This is a genomic window from Agromyces agglutinans (assembly GCF_009647605.1).
Classification (GTDB): Bacteria; Actinomycetota; Actinomycetes; order Actinomycetales; family Microbacteriaceae; genus Agromyces; species Agromyces agglutinans.
In genome coordinates this window covers 137545-152122 of record NZ_WJIF01000007.1, presented here as the reverse complement: position 1 = coordinate 152122, position 14578 = coordinate 137545, and the positions used below count along the sequence as shown (strand labels likewise).

The 14578-nt window shown below is 71.4% G+C and carries 12 protein-coding genes; 7 read left to right on the top strand and 5 right to left on the bottom strand.

What is annotated here, in order from left to right; all coding sequences use genetic code 11:
* The first annotated feature begins 37 nt into the window (after positions 1-37).
* A complete protein-coding gene (locus GE115_RS12825; protein WP_153685178.1) occupies positions 38-1072 on the top strand; it encodes a CorA family divalent cation transporter in 1035 nt (344 codons plus the stop codon).
* Between the two features lie 28 nt (positions 1073-1100).
* Here the strand turns inward: GE115_RS12825 and GE115_RS12820 are convergent, their stop codons facing one another.
* The 5 genes from GE115_RS12820 to GE115_RS19120 form a co-directional block, all read right to left on the bottom strand.
* Positions 1101-1850, bottom strand: a complete 750-nt coding sequence (locus tag GE115_RS12820) for a cytochrome c biogenesis CcdA family protein (protein WP_312855139.1) — start codon at positions 1848-1850, stop codon at positions 1101-1103.
* Positions 1847-2365, bottom strand: a complete 519-nt coding sequence (locus GE115_RS12815) for a thioredoxin family protein (protein ID WP_153685177.1) — start codon at positions 2363-2365, stop codon at positions 1847-1849. The genes GE115_RS12820 and GE115_RS12815 overlap by 4 nt, the downstream gene beginning before the upstream one ends.
* A 113-nt stretch (positions 2366-2478) precedes the next feature.
* Positions 2479-3624, bottom strand: coding sequence for a sensor histidine kinase (locus GE115_RS12810; RefSeq protein WP_153685176.1), 1146 nt, complete (start codon positions 3622-3624; stop codon positions 2479-2481).
* On the bottom strand, positions 3611-4354 hold the full coding sequence (locus GE115_RS12805) for a response regulator transcription factor (protein ID WP_312855138.1): 744 nt from the start codon (positions 4352-4354) through the stop codon (positions 3611-3613). Before GE115_RS12805 ends, GE115_RS12810 begins: the two co-directional genes overlap by 14 nt.
* Before the next feature lie 160 nt (positions 4355-4514).
* A complete protein-coding gene (locus GE115_RS19120; protein ID WP_153685175.1) occupies positions 4515-6935 on the bottom strand; it encodes a glycoside hydrolase family 10-like protein in 2421 nt (806 codons plus the stop codon).
* A gap of 284 nt (positions 6936-7219) precedes the next feature.
* Between GE115_RS19120 and GE115_RS12795 the strand changes: the two genes are divergently transcribed.
* From GE115_RS12795 to GE115_RS12770, 6 genes are read left to right on the top strand one after another with little or no spacing between them, the layout of a single operon-like run.
* Entirely contained in the window at positions 7220-8551 is a 1332-nt protein-coding gene (locus GE115_RS12795) for an ABC transporter substrate-binding protein (protein ID WP_153685174.1), read from the top strand.
* Positions 8552-8559: 8 nt separating this feature from the next.
* Positions 8560-9438, top strand: coding sequence for a carbohydrate ABC transporter permease (locus tag GE115_RS12790; RefSeq protein WP_153685173.1), 879 nt, complete (start codon positions 8560-8562; stop codon positions 9436-9438).
* Positions 9435-10355, top strand: coding sequence for a carbohydrate ABC transporter permease (locus GE115_RS12785; protein WP_153685172.1), 921 nt, complete (start codon positions 9435-9437; stop codon positions 10353-10355). The genes GE115_RS12790 and GE115_RS12785 overlap by 4 nt, the downstream gene beginning before the upstream one ends.
* Positions 10352-11119 carry a GntR family transcriptional regulator gene (locus GE115_RS12780; RefSeq protein WP_172979908.1) on the top strand — a complete coding sequence of 256 codons (768 nt, stop codon included), beginning with the start codon at positions 10352-10354 and terminating at the stop codon, positions 11117-11119. Before GE115_RS12785 ends, GE115_RS12780 begins: the two co-directional genes overlap by 4 nt.
* Positions 11116-12690 carry a DUF4127 family protein gene (locus GE115_RS12775; RefSeq protein WP_153685170.1) on the top strand — a complete coding sequence of 525 codons (1575 nt, stop codon included), beginning with the start codon at positions 11116-11118 and terminating at the stop codon, positions 12688-12690. The genes GE115_RS12780 and GE115_RS12775 overlap by 4 nt, the downstream gene beginning before the upstream one ends.
* A complete protein-coding gene (locus GE115_RS12770) occupies positions 12687-14576 on the top strand; it encodes an FAD-dependent oxidoreductase (RefSeq protein WP_153685169.1) in 1890 nt (629 codons plus the stop codon). Before GE115_RS12775 ends, GE115_RS12770 begins: the two co-directional genes overlap by 4 nt.
* Positions 14577-14578 lie beyond the last annotated feature (2 nt).

Sequence of the window (14578 nt, the reverse complement as noted above, 5' to 3'; positions counted from 1 at the left end):
CCGGGCGGTCTCACCCCTCCGGTCGTACCATTCGGACATGACCGATACGCAGCAGGATGCCGCGACCGACGAATCGACCGCCGGGGAGGCGAAGCTCGACGTGTTCGTCGTGAGCGATGACATCGAGCCGGTCGAGGTCGACCTCGCCGACATCCCCAAGCTCGTTGCGAAGGCGCAGCGTCACGATGGGTTCGTCTGGCTGCACCTGGTCGACCCCGACGAGGACACCGTCAACGGTGCGCGCGAGACCTTGAACATCCACCCGATCGCGGCTGCGGACGTGGTGTCGGGCCGACAGCAACCCAAGGTGCAGAAGTTCGCCGAGCACCTCTTCATCCTGCTGTGGAGCATCCTGCCCGCCGAGGAGTCCGACGATCTCGTGCTGGGGCAGACCTACCTCTACATCGGCGACGGCTGGCTGCTGACCGTGCAGCGCGGTCAAGGCGGCGAACTCACCGACCTGCCCAGGCTGCTGCAGGACTCGCCCGAGGAACTCCGCAACGCCGCGATGCCGGCGGCGTACACGATCATGGCCGACATCGTCGACGGCTACGCGAAGGCCGCGGCCGACGTGGAAGCCGATCTCGAGGAGCTCGAGGAGCAGGTCTTCAACGACAGCACCTCCGAGGACCATCGCCGCATCTACAAGATCCGCAAGGACATCGGCCGGATCGACCGTGCCGTCTCGAGCATCGCCGCCGCGCTCCGGGCGAGCACCGAGCACCTGGAGTCGCTCACCGTCGGCCGGGAGCATATCGTGCCGTACCTCCACGACCTGCTCGACGACGCCGCAGGCACCGCAGCCCTGATCAACGACCAGAGCCGCGCGCTCGACGCGATCCTCTCCAGCCATGAGAACAACGTCTCGGCGAGGCAGAACCAGGACATGCGCACCATCTCGGCGTTCGCCGCGCTCCTGGCGCTGCCCACCCTCATCGCCGGCCTCTACGGCATGAACTTCAAGAACCTGCCGCTCGTGCAATGGCAGTTCGGCTGGATCGCGATCGCCGGCGCGATCGTCGTCGTCGACGTGATCATCTACGTGATGTTCAAACGACGCGGTTGGCTCTGAGCCCGGGGGCGCTCGGGCGAGTCGCGCCTCAGCCGGCTCCGATCAGCTCCTCGAGCCGCGCGATGGGGTCGTACAGGCCGGCATCGAGGATCCAGGTCTGGAGCTGCTTGTCGAAGCCGGTGATCACGGCGATGCCGACGAGCACGAAGATCGCACCGATCGTGCGACGGAACCAGCCGTTCGGTTGAGCGAGCCAGCCGAGCCGGCGCACGAGTCCTCGACCGAGCAGTGCGATGAGCAGCAGCATCCCGGCGAGGCCGACCGCGTAGGCGATGACGTAGCCGAGGCCCTCGACGAACGACACCGGCAGCACCGCAGCGACGATGAGCGCATAGGTCGGGCTGCAGCTCGAGAAGACCGGGCCCAGCGCCGCGCCGGTGAGGACGTCGCCGGCGACGCTCTGCCGCGAGACGGAGCGGTCGAGCATGGCACCGCTCCTCGACTGGAGCCGGAGCGCGATCGCCAGGCGGTCCCACAGCACGGGGAACAGCAGGTCGATGCCGAGCAGGATGATGATGACGCCCGAGACCACCTGCCACACCTGCGGCGGTACCCCGAGCAGCGCGGTCGTCGCCTTCAGCGCCAGCGTGAAGACCACGACGCTCACGGCGAGCGAGCCCGCGATGATGTAGGGCCGCCAACGCTGGCGCCGAGAGGCGTCGGCACCGCCGCCGCCGATCATCGAACCGCCCACGACCACCGGCAGCAGGGGCAGCACGCAGGGCGCCGCGACGGTGAGCACGCCGGCGGCGAGGGCCAGCACCAGCGAGGCGGTCACGGCCGTGCGGCGAGCAGCGACTCGATCGACGGGTCGTCGTAGAGCACGCTGCTCGAGATCGCCTCGCCGGCATCGTCGACGAAGACGACGGTGGTCTGCAGCGTCACGCCGTACTTCTGGCGCAGGTCGGTGCGGCTGTCGTAGTCGACCTTGAACACCGTGAGGCCGTCGGGCGCGCCCTCGGCCTGCAACTGCTCGTCGAGCGCACGGCACTGCGGGCACCAGCTTGCGTGGAAGAACAGCACCTTGGAGCCGGCGGTCGACTCGATCGCGCCGTCGGTGTACTCGACATAGGCGCCTGCCGTGTCCTCGGGTGCGGCGGGCGGTTCGGATGCCGCGTCGGAGGCGGCTGGCGCAGCATCCGACGGATCCGTGGTCGGGGAAGCGCTTGTCGGAGCGGGCGAACCCGTGCCCGAGGCTTCCGTGGTTCCCGAAGCGCAGCCCGCCAGGGCGAGCGCCGCCAGCAGCGCGATCGAAACGCCCGCGCGGCGAGACGCCGATCCTCGCGTCGTCATGTCCATGGGAACCTTTCGTCCGCACACCACGGTAGCCAGCGCCTCCGCCGCCGTCCTCGCCTGAGCATGACGAAACGATGACATCGCGCCTGCGGCTCGGCCGCACTTCCGAATCAGGAGCCGATCGACGCCTCGCGCGGCAGCAACAGCTCGAACCGGCATCCGCCCGGGATGTTGCGCACCGTCACCTCGCCGCCGTGCGCGATCATGATGCCCTTGACGATCGCGAGGCCGAGGCCGGCCCCCGCGCCTGCGCCGTCGCCGACAGCCGGCGTGCGTGCGCGCGAGCCGCGCCATGCCGGCTCGAACACGCGGTCGAGGTCGTCGGCGTCGATGCCGCCACCACTGTCGGTCACCGAGACCACGGCCCGGTCATCGAGGGTCCCGACGCCGACGGTGATCGGCGTGCCCTGCGGCGTGTGCTGGATCGCGTTCATCAGGAGGTTGCCGATGGCGCGCGAGAGTTCGCGCGGATCGGCCATCACCACGAGATCCTGCGCGGGCAGCGGGTCGACCCGGATGTCCCGGCCCTTCGACGCGGGGCGAAGCTCGGCGACCGCATCGCTGACGATGTCGGGGAGTGAAACCTCCTCCGGCGAGAGGTGCAGCGCATCGGAGTCGATCTTCGACAGTTCGAAGAGGTCGTCGACCATTCCCGAGAGCCGGTCGACCTGCTGGCGGATCTGCCGGTGGTAGCGCGCGGGATCGGGGGCGATGCCGTCTTCGAGCGCCTCGGCCATGGCACGGATGCCCGCGAGCGGGGTCCGCAGGTCATGCGAGATCCAGGCGACCAACTCCCGCCGGGATGCCTCGGTGCGCTCCTCGTGCTCGCGCGACTCGGCGAGCTTGGCGCTCGTCGTGACGAGTTCCTCGGCGAGCCGGTTGAGCTCGTTGGTGGCGCGGGCGCCCGTCGATTCGATCCGCTCGCCGGCGCCGATCCGGCGTGCGGCGTCCGACAACCGGCGCGCGCTGCGTGCGATGAGCACGCCGAGCACCGCGACGAGCAGGAGCGAGACGAGGCCCGAGATCACGGCGACCGCGATGGCGACGGTGAGATCGTGCTCCGAGAGGTACATCTCGTTCGCCACCGCGACCATGCTCGCCGTGACCGCGGCGATCGCGACGAGCACGAGCACGCACACCTGCACGACGAGCGACACGCGGCGCAGGGCGAGCAGTGCGATGACGCCCAGGCACCCGACGAGGGCGGAGGTCGCGAGTGCGACTCCGGCGACGGCGACCAGGTCAGCCCACGGCATCGGCACGTCCGGTGGTCGTGAATCGGTAGCCGACGCCCCAGACCGTGGTCAGCATCGTCGGCGAACGCGGGTTCCGCTCGATCTTCTCGCGCAGCCGGCGCACGTGCACGGTCACCGTCGAAAGGTCGCCGTAGGCCCAGCCCCAGACGGTGCGCAGCAGTTCCTCGCGGCTGAACACCTGGTCGGGATGCTTGAGCAGGAATTCGAGCAGGTCGAACTCGCGCAACGTCAGCGCCAGCTCGGCGCCTGCCCTCGTGGCGACGCGCGCCGACGGGTCGAGCCGGAACTCGCCGCACTCGAGCACGGACTCGGGCGTGAACTCGTCGATCGATCGGCGCAGGACGGATTGCACGCGAAGCACCAGCTCGCGCGGGGAGAACGGCTTCGCCAGGTAGTCGTCGGCGCCCGCCTCGAGGCCGGCGATGCGGTCGTCCTCGGAACCGAGCGCGGTCAGCATGATCACCGGCGTCGAGCAACGCCCGCGAAGGCGCCGGAACACCTCGAGCCCGTCGATGCCGGGCAGCATGCGGTCGAGCACGATCAGGTCGGGCCGGCCGGCATCGGCGGCATCGAGCGCCGCGAAGCCATCGGCGGCCTCCTGCACCACGAACCCCGCCGCACGCAGGTAACTCGACGCGACCTCGGCTACGGTCGGGTCGTCGTCGACGAGCAGGACGCGTCGGCCGACGAGGTCCTCGTTGCCGATCGTCGATGGCGCAGCAGCGGACACGCTGCCAGCGTACGCGGGCCGCGTACGGGAGACCCCGCCGACGGCGCATCCGTTCGGGTTCCGTAAGACCTGGGTTCAGGCCCGCCGGCACCGGTCGGAGTGCCGGCACGCCGGGACGACGTGCCGGCACCCATCGACTGGCCGGAGGGGTCAGCCGGCCTCACTCACGGCGCTCGAGCTCCGTGCCGATCCACCGGCCGATCATGTCGAGATCGCGGTCGGCGCGCGCGACGTAGGCGGCCGGCCCCGGCTCGGCAGGGGAGCCGAGCTCGGCGGTCGCGCGTTCGATGTCGCGAGCGGCGCGCTCCAGGCGCTCGGACTCGAGCGCGCGCAGGGCAGCGTTCAGGCGGGCCGCCACGACGGCCCCGGTCGGCCGGTCGACGCACGTGTCGACCGCTCCGCCGACCTGCTCGAGCAGCGAACGGATGCCGACCTTCGCCGCGCCCACCGGGTCGGCGTGCGGGGCGACCGCGTCGACGCGGTAGGTGCCCTCGGTCAGGGCCTCCGCCTGCCCGGCCGAGAGTTGGTTCCAGGCGAAGAGCCCGGCCCCGTCGGAGCCCGCGTCGCCGACCGCGCGCAGTTGCTCGAGCACCGTCGCGGGCGTCGAGCCGCGGAACGGTCCGTACGTCGCGGTGTAGAGGTACTCGTGGTCGCCGACGCGTTCGCGCATCACCTCGGTGTCGCGCGCGACCGAGGTGCCCGAGGTGCCGAACGACATGCCCGTCAGCACGTCGACGTAGCCGCGGTCGACCCAGCCGGCCCAGTCCTGGAACTTCTTGTCGAGCCCGTCGACGGGGTCGGCGAACACCGCGGCCGAGAGCGCGACCTCGGGTGCGACCTGCTGCTGCATCACGCGCACCTCGCCGACGAACGACGTGACGTTCTCGATGCGCCAGTCGGTCCAGGTCTGCCAGGCCGGGTCCGACGGGGTCAGCGTGTACGGGTCGACGCCGTGCAGCGACTGGAACGTCTGGCGGGAGTAGTCGCTGTACGAGTAGCCCGCGGTCTCCCACGGCTGCGACACCGGATAGCGGATGTAGTCGAGGTGGATGCCGTCGATCGCGTAGTCGGTCATGAGCTCGCGGAGCAGCGACTGCACGTAGGCGCGGGCCTCGGGCACGGCGGCGTCGAGGAAGTAGTAGCCGGGCTCGGCGACCGAGGGGCCGAGTGCCTTGCCGACGTCCTTGCGCTGCACGGCGGCCCAGTCGGGGTGAGCCGTGAGTACGGGCCCGAGGCCGACCGTCTGGTCGGCGCCGACGAAGAACGTGTGCACCCACGGGTGCAGCTCGATGCCGCGCGCGTGCGCGCCGTCGATCCAGACCTGCAGCGGGTCGAACCCGACCATGTCGGGGCGCTGCTTCGCGACGCCGGCGGCCGCTGCCGCATCCGACGGGAAGATCGTGTAGCCCTGGTAGATCGTCTCGAGGAAGACCATGTTGAAGCCGGCGGCGTCGATGCGGTCGAGCGTCGCCTCGATCGCGTCGGGCGTCGTCTCCTCGGGGCGCACCCAGGTGGCGCGTCCCTCAGCGGGGCGCGACTCGGCCGTGCGGTATGCGGCGAGTTCGGCTGCCGAGCGCGCCTCGACCGCGAGGTCGACGGCGCCGGCCTTGTCGCCGGTCGCGGCTGCGGCGCGTGCCTCATCGAGCTTCGCCGCGGCGGCGGTGGATGCCTCGGCGGCGAGGTCGGCGGGGAACGCGAGGCACGACGCCGTCGCCGCGTCGGCGCGAGCTCCGGCGTCCGCCAGCGCGCGCTCGGCGCCGTAGATCGCCGTGCGCTCGTCGACCGTCGCGGTGAGGGTGGTGCCGTCGATCGCGATCGACGCGCCGATCACGGCGTTCGCCTGCAGCCAGGTGCCGCGCGAGCCGTGGCCCGAGAGCACGTAGCCTTCGTCGGGGATCTCCCGGTTGTTCCCGCCGGAGGCGGTGACGACGCCGCCCTCGATGGTGACCTCGTACCCGAAGTCGTTCGTGCCGGTGGTGGCGCGGGCCGAGGCCGCCGTGTACTGGACGAGCTGCTCGGCGCCGCGGCATCCGGGGTAGCAGGCGCCGTTGCCGTCGACGCCGTTCGGGTTGGTGGTCGCCGTCGGGTCCACCGCGTCGATCGTCGTCGAGGCGGTACGGGAGACGACCGGTGCGATCCGCACGGTGTCGCCGGCTCGCACGTGGTCGCGCAGCCAGGCGCGCACGTCGGGGGTGGCGCCGGGGGAGACCGAGAGCACGACGCCGTCGGCGGGGATCGCGTTGTCGCCCTTCTTCCAGGCCGGGTCCGCGCACGCGGTGAGCACGGTGCAGACCTGCTCGACGACGTAGGCGCCGGATGCCTCGGACGCGCGCAGCACCGCCTCGCCGCCGAACGCGTTGGTCTTCGTCGTCGCGCCGAAGGCCGGCGTGTAGACCGCGACCATGCCCGCCAGCCGGCTCGGGGGGTTGACCGCGGCAATGGGCAGCGTGGCGCCGTCGGCGGCCGTGAATTCGTCGCCCGCGGCCGGGGGCGTGGGCGCGGCTGCCGCGGCTGGGCCGATGGGCGCGAGCGCGCCGAGCGCGATCAGCGCGGCGGCTCCGGCCGCGAGTGCTCGGAGCACCCGTCGGTGCGATCGTTGCGGATGAGGCACGTTTCGACTCCTTCGTCTCGTCATCGGGCGCCAGTTGAGCGCAACCGACCGGTCGATCGAATCCAAATGGTTCGAACCAATCTCGGCACACGGTAGCGAGGCATCCACTCTGGCGCAACCGAGCGTGCGCATGGGAACGCTGGAAAGGTGCGCTTGGGAAGACGGTGGTTCATTCTGGCTTGCATTGGTACGAACCACTTGATACCGTCTGCTTCCGGACGCACCGTCCAGTCCTGTTCCGGAAGGTTCACACAATGACGTTCAAACCACGCAAGCGCGGATTCCTGGGCGCGATCGCCCTCGCGTCCGGACTCACGTTCGCCCTCGCCGGCTGCAGCCTCGAGGGCGTCGACACCGGGTCGGCGGCCTCCGACGACGAGCTCGCCAAGGTCGAGGGCGAGATCAGCTTCGCCACCCTCGAGCTCAGCTCCAATCCCGACCTGAAGAAGTACATCGAGGACTCGATCGCGGCGTTCGAGGAGGAGTACCCCGGCACCGAGGTCGAGTGGATCGACGTGCCGTTCGCCGGCGCACAGGAGAAGTTCGCGGCCGACGCCGCGGCGGGCAACCTGCCCGACGTGGTCAACATGAACCCGAACTTCGCGCAACCGCTCGAGCGCGAGGGCGTGTTCCTCGACCTCGACGAGGCCGCGCCCGACCTCGCCGACCTCTACGTGCCCGGCGCGTGGGACGGCTTCAAGGTCCCCGGCGTCGAGGGCTCCTTCGGCGTGCCGTGGTACCTCACCAGCGAGGTCACCATGTACAACGCGGGCCTCTACGAGCAGTCGGGCCTCGACCCCGAGCAGGCGCCCGAGACCTTCGACGAGCTCTACGAGAACGCCGCGACCGTCAGCGCCGCGGGCGCGGGTGCGTTCTACGGCCTGCACCCCGCCCTCGAGAACCGGTTCATGACCGACCTCGCGAAGATCGGCGTGCCGCTCATCGACGAAGACCTCGTGTGGACGTTCAACACCCCCGACGCGGTCGCGCACGTCGAACAGCTCGCGCAGATGTACCAGTCGGGCGTGTTCCCCGCCGACTCGGTCACGCAGACGCTGAACGACGCGAAGGAGGGCTACATGGCCGGCACCATCGCAGCCTTCCCCTCGGGCCCGAACTTCCTGAACGGCATCGAGCAGAACTCGCCCGACGTCTTCGCCAAGACCAAGGTCGCGCCGCAGATCATCGCCGACGGCGGCACCTACAACATGAGCGTCATGGGCCTGCTCATCCCGAAGACGAGCGAGAACCAGGGCACCGCGCTCGCGTTCGCGGAGTTCATCACCAACGCCGAGAACCAGCTCGCGCTCGCCAAGATCGCCCCGGTGCTGCCGTCGGTGACCGACGCGATCGACGACGAGTTCTTCCAGGACGACTCCGACGGCACCGAGCTGTCGAAGGCGCGCAAGCTCTCGGCGAACCAGCTCCCGAACGCCGCCAACCTCACCCCCGTGCAGTACGACGACCAGGTGAAGAACGCGGTGCTCGCGAAGATCCAGCTCGCGCTCACCGGTGAGCTCTCGGCGCAGGACGCGCTCGACCAGGCGGTCGACGCGGCCAACGAGATCACCGGCGCGACGAAGTAGGCATCGCGATGCGGCCCCGAAGACTCCTCACCCCGTGGCTCCTGCTGGCCCCGGCCCTCGCCGTGGCGCTGGTGTTCCACATCGTGCCGTTCTTCCGAACCGTCCAGTTGTCGTTCACCGACTTCCGGCTGTCATCGGGCGGACAGTACATCGGTCTGGAGAACTTCGGGGCCCTCGCGTCCTCCGAGGTGTTCTGGCTCTCGGCCGGCAACACCCTCCTCTACGTCGTCGTCGTGGTGCCGCTCCTCGTGGCGCTGCCGCTGCTGCTCGCCCTGCTCGTGCAGCCGAAGATCCCGGCGATGCCGTTCTTCCGCGCGTCCTTCTACACGCCGGTCATCGCGTCGATGGTCGTCGTCGGCCTCATCTGGGTGTTCCTCCTCAAGGAACAGGGGCCGGTCAACTGGCTCCTCCAGACGTTGCGGATCGTGCAGGAACCGCTGCCGTTCCTCACCGACGGCACGCTCCTGCTGTTCAGCTGCATGCTCGTCACGGTCTGGAAGGGCCTCGGGTTCTACATGGTGATCTACCTGACCGCGCTGGCCAATGTGCCCGGTGAACTGCACGAGGCGGCCCAGGTCGACGGCGCCGGGAGCATCCGCCGGTTCTGGTCGGTGACCATCCCCTCGGTGCGGCCGACGATGCTGCTCGTCGGCGTGCTGTCGGCGATCGCCGCGATGAAGGTGTACGCGGAGATCTACGTGATCGCGGGCCCGACGGCCGGGCCGGGCGGCACCGTCCGGTCCATGGTCTTCACCATCCGGGAGGTCGGCAGCGGATTCGACGGCCAGATCGGGTACGCCGCCGCGATGAGCCTCGTGCTGTTCGTCTTCACCATCGGGCTCACGGTCGTGCTCCAGAAGCTCAACAGGGAGAACCGGGAAGCATGAGCGTCATCGAATCCACCGATCCCGCCCTCGCCGAGGCATCCGTCGGCGCCGCGCCGCGGCCCGCACGTCGACCGCGCCGGCGCCCGATGCGACCCGCCGGCGTGGCGAAGCGCGTGCTGCACTACGTCGTGCTCGCCGCCGTGCTGGTGCTGCTCATGGGCCCGTTCGTCTACACGCTCGGCACGTCGCTCAAGGGCGACGCCGACAGCGTGTTCTCCTACCCGCCGTACTTCATCCCGCGCGACCCCACGCTCGAGAACTTCGCCAAGGTCGCCGAGATCATCCCGGTGTGGACCTTCATCGGCAACTCGCTGATCGTCGCGACGGTGTCGACGATCACGAACATCCTGTTCGGGTCCATGGCGGGCTGGGCGCTCGCACGGCTGCGGTTCCGTGGCAACGCGTCGGCGTACCTGCTCTTCCTCGCCACGCTCGTCATCCCGTTCGAGGTGATCTTCATCTCGGTCTTCCTGACGTCGAAGCAGCTCGGCCTGGTCGACACGCTGGCCGGCGTCATCCTGCCGAGCGCGGTCACCGGGTTCTCGATCCTGCTCTTCCGCACCGCGTTCGGCTCGCTGGCGAAGGCCGTCGACGAGGCCGCCGTCATCGACGGCGCCAGCGAGTTCCAACGGTACTGGCGCGTGTCGATGCCGCAGGTCAAGGGCACGATGGCCGTCGTCGGTATCTTCAGTTTCATGTTCGCGTGGGACGACTTCCTCTGGCCGCAGATCGTGCTCACGAGCCAGCAGAACTACACCCTCACGGTCGGCCTCGAGTTCCTCGCGGGCGCCTTCGCCGACGACCAGAAGGTCGTCGCGGCGGGCACGATGATCGCCGTCATACCGCTGATCGTCGCGTTCTTCATTGCACAGAAATGGTTCTTCCGCGGAGCGGGCGAAGGGGCGGTCAAGGGATGAGTACCGAGACGGAGGCGGTCGCCGAGACGGGCGCGTCGTTCACCGGCGAGACGGATGCCCCGGCGTCGAAGGCCGAGGCCATGAAGGCGCGGCTGCGCGACGAGGTGATCTCCCACCTCGCGCCGCACGACCCGCTGCCCCCCGAGCGCGAGCTCGCGAACCGGTTCGCCGTGAGTCGTGCGACGGTGCGCCAGGCGCTCGCACGACTCGCCGACCACGGCTGGGTCTATCGCGTGCAGGGGTCGGGGACCTTCGTGGCCGATAAAGACCTGGTCACGAAGTCGCCGTACCTCACCTCGTTCTCCGAGGACATCGCCGAGCGCGGGATGACGCCCGGCTCGCGCGTGCTCCGCCTCGAGCACGTGCGCGCCGACGAGCGCGTCGCGCGCGAGCTGTTGATCCCGGTCGGGTCGCGCGTCGTGCACATCGAGCGCCTGCGCACCGCCGACGGGGCACCGCTGTGCGTGGAGGGACTCTGGCTGCCCGAGTGGCTGACCGGCGAGAACCTCGGCCCCGAACTGCTCGGCTCGCTGTACGCGTACTTCGAGCACGCCGGCGCGTCGCCCGCGCGCGCCCACCAGACCCTGCGCGCGGTGACGCTCGACGAGGCGCAGGCCGAACTGCTCGACACCGAGCCGGGCGCGGCGGCGCTGACCGTGTCGCGCATCGTGTTCGACGCGCACGGCCGGCGCATCGAGGCGTCGAACAGCGTGTACCGGGGCGACCGGTACGACTTCCAGATCAACGTGAAGCGGCGCGCGTGAACGAAGCAGCCACCGCGACCGGCCCGAGCCATGCACCGGCCGGACGCCAGCGGATCCTGCTCGTGCCGCTCGACGAGCGGCCCGTCTCGAGCGAGCTGCCCGGCCTTGTGGCGGCGATCGCGGGCGCCGCGGTCGAGCTGCCGCCGGCCTCCGGCCGGCCTCGGCTGCGCGAGGCCGGCGACGCCGATCTCGTCGCCGAGTGGCTGCGCACGGCCGCGACCGGCGCCGACGGCGTCGTGGTCTCGCTCGACGCGCTCGGCTTCGGCGGCCTGATCCCCTCGCGCATCGGCACCGAGCCGATCGAAGCGGTGCTCGCGCGCTGGTCGGTGCTGCGCGGCCTCGACGTTCCGGTGCACGCCGCGGTCGTCGTGCCGCGTTCGCCCGACGCCGACGACGCGTTCGAGGAGCCCGACTACTGGGAGCGCTGGGGTCGCGCGCTGCACGCGCTGTCGACCGAGCTCGGCGACAGCGGTGGGCCCGCTCACGCGGCGTCGGCGACCGTTCGGCCCGGCGAAACGGCATCCGCCTCGCCGACCATCGAGATTCCGGCCGACGTGCGCGCCGACTGGCTCGCACGACGGCTGCGCCAGCACGCGCTCGCCCTGAGCGCACTCGGCCTGGCCGCCGACGGCTCGATCGACCGGCTCTTCGTCGGCGTCGACGACGCCGTGCCGGGGTCGCTCTCGGCCGCAGCGCAAGGCGACCTCGCCACGTGGGCGGGCCGGCTCGACCTCGGCGACCGAGTCGTCGTCGGCCCCGGTGCCGACGAGACCGCGACGGTGCTGACGACGAGGCTCATCGCCGACCGTGCGGGCGGTGGAGCGATCCGCGTCGCGGTCGTGTGCGCCGAGCCCGACGGCCTCGAGCGCATCGCGCCGTACGAGACGGGGGCGGTCGGCGAGACCGCGCGAACCCAGTTGCGCGCTGCCGGCGCGGTTCCGGTCCGTGAGGGCGACGACCACGATGCGGTGCTCGTCGTGCACGCTCCCGCCGGCGCCGGCGCCGGCGACTGGGCGGTCGCTCCGCCCGCGACGACGGATGCCTCGGCCGCGGGCCGCACGGTCGCCCTCGTGCGCGCGCACCTCGACGCCGGTCGCTCGGTCGCGGTGGCCGACACCGCCCAGCCCAACGGCGCCGACCCCGAACTCGTCCGGGCGCTGCTCGCCGACGGGGCCTACTGGCGCCTCGACGGCTTCGCCGCGTGGAACACCGCCGGCAACACGCTCGGCACCGTCGCGGGCCACCTCGTCGTCGCCACGGCGGCACGTGGGGCGGGCAGCTACGACGCCGCCGCGGCCGAGCGGCACCTCCGCCTGCGCCTGATCGAGGACTACGCGTACATGAGCTTCGCCCGCGCGCGGCTGCGGAGCGAACTCGCGTCGCGCGCGGACCGGCACGACCGGCTCGACGACGTGGATGCCGCCGCCGCTCGCGCGGCGCAGCTGATGACCGAGGCGCTCGCCGCGCTGCCGGGTGCCGGCCCGGCGCTCGAGGTCGCCGCGGCCGACGTCTCATTCCCGTGGCGGCGCACCTTCGAGGTCCGACTCCGTTCGACGGCGGGTGAGCGATGAACGCGGTATCCGTCGCGCGCTCCGCACCCGACATCGCGCCCGACCTCGTGGCCGACGTCGTGGTCGCCGGCATCGGCCTGGGCGCGATCGCCGCAGCGCTCGCCGTCGCCGGGCACGGCCTGCGGGTCGTGATGGCCGGCCCCGAGTCCCGCATCGGCGGGCAGGTCTCGACCCAGCTCACGAGCCCGCTCGACGAGCACCCCCTCATCGAGACGACCGGCTGCACGGCACGCTACCGGGAGTTCCGCGACGGCATCCGCGCCGAGTACGGCGTCGACAACCCGGGCGACGGGTGGGTCAGCAGGCTGTGCTTCGAACCGCTCGTCGGCGAGCGCGTGCTGCACGCGATCCTCGCGCCGGCGATCGATGCCGGGCTCGTCACGGTCCTCACCGGTGCGCGGCCGATCGAGGTCGAGCGCGGGGGCGGCGACCGGATCTCGGCCGTCCGCTTCGCGACCGGCGACGGTGAGTTGCGCGTCGCCGGCGAGGTCGTCGTCGACGCGACCGAGACGGGCGACCTGCTGCCGCTCGCTGGCGCCGACTGGGTGATCGGCAGCGAGGGCCGAGACGCGTTCGACGAACCGCACGCCCTGCCGGGCGCTCCCGACCCGTCGGCCGAGCAGTCGTGCACCATCGTCGCCGCGCTCGTCCGCGATGCGTCGCCGCACCCGGTCGGTGACGACCCCGAAGCGTACGCCGCGATGCGCGACGCGCAGCCGTTCAGCCTCACCCTCTCGAACGACGCGGGCTCGAGCCACGACTTCGCGATGTTCGACGACACCGAGGCACCCGGATCGTTCTGGTCGTACCGCCGCGTCCGCTCGCCGGAACTCGTTGGCGGACCCGACACGGCGATCATCAACTGGCACGGCAACGACTGGTACGGCTCGGGCCTGGTCGCCGACCCCACGGCGACGGATGCCGCGGCCCGGCGGCTCGCCGACGCCTTCGTGCACTGGCTCCGCACCGAGGCGCCGCGCGACGACGGCGGCCGCGGCCACCCCGAACTCCGGCTCGCGCCCGAGGTCTCGGGTACGCCCGACGGGTTCGCCGAATCGCCCTACGTACGCGAATCGCGCCGGCTTCGCGCGCCGGAGCCCGTGACCGAGCACGACCTCGCACCCCGCGACGGCGTCGCCCGCGCCCACGAGTTCGACGATGCCGTCGGCGTGGCCTGGTACCACGCCGACCTCCACCCGCGGGTGGGCGGCCACCCGAGCGTGTACGCGCCCACCGCGCCGTTCCAGGTGCCGCTGCGCTCGCTCGTCGCCGGGTCGCCCGTGAACCTCGTCGCCGGAGCCAAGAACCTCGCGGCCACGCAGATCGCGGCCGCCGCGTACCGCGTCCATCCGGGGGAGTGGGCGATCGGCGAGGCGGCGGGTGAGCTCGCCGCCGCCTCGGTCCGGCGCGGCGTCGATGTCGCCGACCTCGCGCGCGACGCGCGCGGCCGGGTCGCCGTGCAGGTCGGGATGCTCCGCGCGGGCGCACCGATCGTCTGGGCGAGCGATCTCTCGCCCATCCATCCGGCATTCCTCGCCGGGTCGCTGCTCATCGCCTACGGCGGGCTCGACGACGCGCGGCGCGCGACCCTCGACGTCGCGCCCGACGGGCCGCTCGACCCGGCTGCGGCGGAGGCGCTCCGGCGGGCATCGCACGCGCTGGCGCTCGCGTGCGGACTCGAGCCGCCGCACGTCGAACCGCAGCCCGGTGCCACCTGGGCCGAAGCGGCCATCGCGCTCGCCACGCCGCTGATCGACGCGATCGACGCCGACGCCGAGGCATCCGTTCGCGAGGCACCCGGCCGCGAACCCGCCGGCCGCGAGGCATCCGCCCGCACCGATCGCTCACCCGAAGCCTCCCGACCGACCGTTCACCACTCCGAATGAGG

What these genes read in the sequence shown, in the direction of transcription:
- GE115_RS12825 (WP_153685178.1), top strand. Translation starts at nt 38, where the DNA reads ATGACCGATACGCAGCAGGATGCCGCGACCGACGAATCGACCGCCGGG.
- GE115_RS12815 (WP_153685177.1), bottom strand. Translation starts at nt 2,365, where the DNA reads ATGACGACGCGAGGATCGGCGTCTCGCCGCGCGGGCGTTTCGATCGCG.
- GE115_RS12810 (WP_153685176.1), bottom strand. Translation starts at nt 3,624, where the DNA reads ATGCCGTGGGCTGACCTGGTCGCCGTCGCCGGAGTCGCACTCGCGACC.
- GE115_RS12795 (WP_153685174.1), top strand. Translation starts at nt 7,220, where the DNA reads ATGACGTTCAAACCACGCAAGCGCGGATTCCTGGGCGCGATCGCCCTC.
- GE115_RS12790 (WP_153685173.1), top strand. Translation starts at nt 8,560, where the DNA reads ATGCGGCCCCGAAGACTCCTCACCCCGTGGCTCCTGCTGGCCCCGGCC.
- GE115_RS12785 (WP_153685172.1), top strand. Translation starts at nt 9,435, where the DNA reads ATGAGCGTCATCGAATCCACCGATCCCGCCCTCGCCGAGGCATCCGTC.
- GE115_RS12780 (WP_172979908.1), top strand. Translation starts at nt 10,352, where the DNA reads ATGAGTACCGAGACGGAGGCGGTCGCCGAGACGGGCGCGTCGTTCACC.
- GE115_RS12770 (WP_153685169.1), top strand. Translation starts at nt 12,687, where the DNA reads ATGAACGCGGTATCCGTCGCGCGCTCCGCACCCGACATCGCGCCCGAC.